This window comes from Armatimonadota bacterium (assembly GCA_020354555.1).
Lineage (GTDB): Bacteria > Armatimonadota > Hebobacteria.
On record CP070648.1, the window covers coordinates 3034641 to 3038558 of the forward strand.

General features: G+C 67.0%; 3 protein-coding genes. 2 read left to right on the forward strand and 1 reads right to left on the reverse strand.

The annotated features are described in order from the left end of the window. The first annotated feature begins 426 nt into the window (after positions 1-426). Positions 427-1419, forward strand: a complete 993-nt coding sequence (locus JSV65_12430) for an NAD-dependent epimerase/dehydratase family protein (GenBank protein UCH33375.1) — start codon at positions 427-429, stop codon at positions 1417-1419. Positions 1420-1548: 129 nt separating this feature from the next. Continuing rightward, complete coding sequence (locus JSV65_12435; protein ID UCH33376.1) at positions 1549-2802, forward strand: sugar transferase; 1254 nt, start codon at positions 1549-1551, stop codon at positions 2800-2802. A 13-nt stretch (positions 2803-2815) separates the two neighbouring features. Here the strand turns inward: JSV65_12435 and JSV65_12440 are convergent. Next, on the reverse strand, positions 2816-3918 hold a 1103-nt coding region (locus tag JSV65_12440; GenBank protein ID UCH33377.1), incomplete at its 5' end, for a hypothetical protein.

Consider the following 3918-nt stretch of genomic DNA (forward strand, 5'->3'; position numbering starts at 1 on the left):
GCCGGAACAGGCATGCGGGCCGCAAATCGTGACCGCATTGCGGTTGGTCTGCAGTTCTCCGCGACTCAGCCCAGTCGCCACGGTGACCTCCCCGTGGTCACACGTCAACGTTACCTGGCCGCGCGAGGCGGCGTCATCCAAGCCCGGCGGGCGGCGGGACACATCTGGCGTCAGCCGACGCACCGCATCTGGGCAAGCCCCAGGGCTGCCCGTCAAAGGGCTGCAGTCAGATGCTACCCATCCCGGCGCATTCCGTCAAGATGCTTGCGCCCCGCAATCCGGGGTGTCGCGGACGCAGTGGGTCACTTGCGCCGGCCAACTTGACACGCGCTTGCGGCGGCCATATAATCTAGCGTCACGCTCTCGTCGAGAGCAGTCCCCACGTCGAGAGACGGATTCCGAGCGAGTTTTCGAGGAGCACACGGGATGTCGTTCTGGGAAGGCAGGCGTACTCTGGTGACCGGCGGGGCCGGGTTCATCGGGTCCCACCTTGTCGAGATGCTGGTCGAGGACGGCGCGCGCGTCCGCGTGGTGGATAACCTCGAACGCGGTCGCCTGAGCAACCTGGAGGCGGTCCTCGGCGACATCGAGTTTGTCGAGGGCGACCTGCGCGACCGCGACGTGTGCCTGCGCACGACCCAGGCCATGGAGTGCGTCATCAACATGGCCGCCAAGGTCACCGGCATCGAGTACAATCGCTACCACCACGGCGACATGTACGCCTCGAACGTGCTCATCAATACGAATACGCTGGATGCAGCGCGGCTCAACGACGTCGTGCGTTACTGCGTCGTCAGCACCGCGTGCATCTACCCCCACGACGCGATCATCCCGACGCCGGAATCGGAGGGCGACCGCGGCACCCCCGAGCCGACCAACGAGGGCTACGGTTGGGCGAAGCGCATGGCGGAAAAGCAGGGGCAGTACTACGCCGCCGAATACGGCATGGAAATCGCCATCGTGCGTCCGTTCAACGCCTACGGGCCGCGCGACTACTACGACCGCGCGACGTCCCATGTCATTCCGGCGCTCATCGCCAAGGTGATTGACGGCGACGACCCGGTGGTGGTGTGGGGCAGCGGCGACCAGAGCCGCGTCTTCGTGCACGCCGAGGACTTCGCGCGCGGCATCAAGCTGGTGACCGAGAAATACCCCGCGGCCGATCCGGTGAATGTCGGGCACGACCAGGAAACGACGATCAAGGAACTGCTTAGCAAGATCATCGAACTGACGGGCAAGCAGCCACGCGTTCTCTACGACACGAGCCTTCCGGAGGGCTATCGGCGGCGCGCGGCGGACACGACCAAGCTGCGGCAAGTCACGGGCGGGTTCGTGCCGCAGATCTCGCTGGAGCAGGGGCTGGTCGAGATGATCGAGTGGTACCAATCAACTCACGCGGCGGTGCGACGGGGAGCGTGAGGTCCGCTCGGTCGCTGTGCCGGTGACCGGCAACCGGTGTGATGAGCCGGCGCGCTCCGGTGGTGCGGTGCGGGTTCTCTGTCACGGAGGCGACAGGGATGGGGGCGTCAGGGGAGACAGCCGTATCTGATGCGCCATTCAAGCGAAAGTCGCCCCATTCTGTTCTGCTGGGCTGATGCGGTCGCCGTGGCGGCTGCGGGAGCGCTCCTGGGAACGGGCGCTCTCGGCATTGGCATCGCCGCCGCCGCGTGGCTCGTGTCGGCCGTCGCCTTTCGCCTGTGCGATCACAGGTGGTGGTCCGATCCCTCAGGCCTGGTTCCGGCCGCGGCCAAGACGTGGATGGCATCTTCCGTGTTGTGCCTGGCGGCCGCCGCCTGGCTTCCTGCCCTAATCACTCCACTGCGTCTGCTTGCTCTGCCCCTCGCGGCTCTCGTCTTCGGCCTCGCGCTACGCGGAGGCTGGCGATGGGCGGCGGCGCGCAGGCACAAGCCGATCGTGATCGCGGACGCGGTCGGCGAAGAACGGCTCGCGGTCTGGGTTCGGCACTACTGGCCGGAATGGCGCATCGCGGCGGTTGTGGACGGTCGGGATGCTTCTGCGGTCGAGCGCGCGGCGGTCACTCACGGCGCCGACGTCGCGTGTTACCTCAACGGGCAGGCATCTCCTGAATCGTGGGGTCGGCTCAATCCGCTGTCGCTCGACGATCTCCTTGAGTGCGTCACCGGTCGCGTCCTGCTGGATCACGCCGACGCCGTAGCGCCGCCGGCCTCGCGGGTAAACACCGCACTCAAGCGTATGCTCGACCTGTGCGTCGGATGCGCCGGGCTTGTCGTGGCGTTGCCATTGATGGCCGTGCTGGTCGCGCTCATCAAACTGGAATCACGCGGGCCTGCGATCTATCGCCAGGAGCGCCTGGGGCTCGACGGCCGGCCCTTCCAGATGCTGAAGTTCCGCTCGATGATTGAGGAGGCGGAGGAGGAAACGGGGCCGGTCTGGGCGCGGGATGATGATCCGCGCTGCACCAAGCTGGGGCGCTTTATACGGCCGCTGCATTTCGACGAGCTGCCGCAATTGTTCAACGTCCTGCGCGGCAATATGAGCCTCGTCGGCCCGCGGCCGGAGCGCCCGGAGCTGGCACGGGATTTCCTGGAATCGCTGCCTGCTTACGACAAGCGCCACGCCGTCAAGCCGGGCATCACCGGCTGGGCGCAGGTCAACCAGGGCTACGACCGCGAGATGGACGACGTGCGCAACAAGATCCAGTACGACCTGTACTACGTGAAACGTGCGGGGCCGCTGTTCGATGCGGCGATCATCCTGCGCACCATGGACGCGGTGCTCTTCGGCAAGCCTCCACGTCCCGCCGAGCCCGGCCGCCCCTAGCGGATACCCCTGGTCAACGCTCGCGACAAGCCGGTGCGCCCAGCGTCACGTAGATCGGGCTCGGGCCCACCTCCAGTTCGTCCCTCCGACCGGCGACGATCGCGCCGTCCCGATCGCGCACCAACAGCGCGGGCAGCCGCGCCCGGTGCCGCTTGCCGTCGCGCGTCCATGCGACGACCAACCGTCGGCCGCCTTTGTCGAACGACATGAGATAGACCCACGGCGGCGACTCCATCCGCCCGCGGAACGTCGCTCCGGCGAGTTGCCTCGTCATGTGCCGGTAGGCCTCAAAGGCGGGCCGCTCGGAACCGTCATCATCGAGCAGCCCCGTCAACCTGCCGCGCAGCACGAACCAGTACATGCGCTCGACGAACCCGCTGCTCAGTCCCAGCACGTAGTAGCGCACCAAGTAATCCGCCTGGCGCTCCTCGTCCACCAGGGAAGACCGCGCCGCCCACTGCTCGCCGCCCGGCACGTCCAGTATCCAGTTGAACTGGGTGGACCAGAATTCGCGCTGCCCGTAGACCTGCGCCAGCGCACGGAACAGGCGCATCTTGTTGACGATATCGAAAACCCCCTCCTCGGCATTCTCCGGCTCCCCGCTGCGGTCGGTGTAGAGGTGGTCGGACAGGACATCGAAGCCCGCGAAATCGGCGAGCGCCGCCGCGGTCCAGTACGGCTCGAAGTCCTGGGTTGCGGGCCCCGCGGTGTGCACGCCAATGTCGCGGGCGACGGCGCCGGCAACACGGGCCGCGGCGGCGTAGTCGTGGTAGGTCTCGTATCCCGCCCACTTGATGCGATTGGGGGCGGCGCCGATCTCGAAGCAACTCGCTTCATCGCGCATCGCCTCGAACGCCCGGCGGACGTATGCCCGCCACGCCTCCAGGTCGTCCCATGCGTCCTTCGGCTGGCTCAGTCGCACGAGCACGTCATAGCCCGCGCCGCGCAGCGCGGTCACAGCCTGTGTGGTCTGCGATACGTCGCCCCACCGAGCCTGCAGACGCACCGAGCCTACCCCGAGTTCCCGCAGCGCCGTCAGCGTGTCCTCACTCGCGTCACCGACTTGGACGCCGAAGGTCGTGCGATCCACGAGCTTGCCTGGGGCAAACGGTTCGA

What these genes read in the sequence shown, in the direction of transcription:
- JSV65_12430 (UCH33375.1), top strand. Translation starts at nt 427, where the DNA reads ATGTCGTTCTGGGAAGGCAGGCGTACTCTGGTGACCGGCGGGGCCGGG.
- JSV65_12435 (UCH33376.1), top strand. Translation starts at nt 1,549, where the DNA reads ATGCGCCATTCAAGCGAAAGTCGCCCCATTCTGTTCTGCTGGGCTGAT.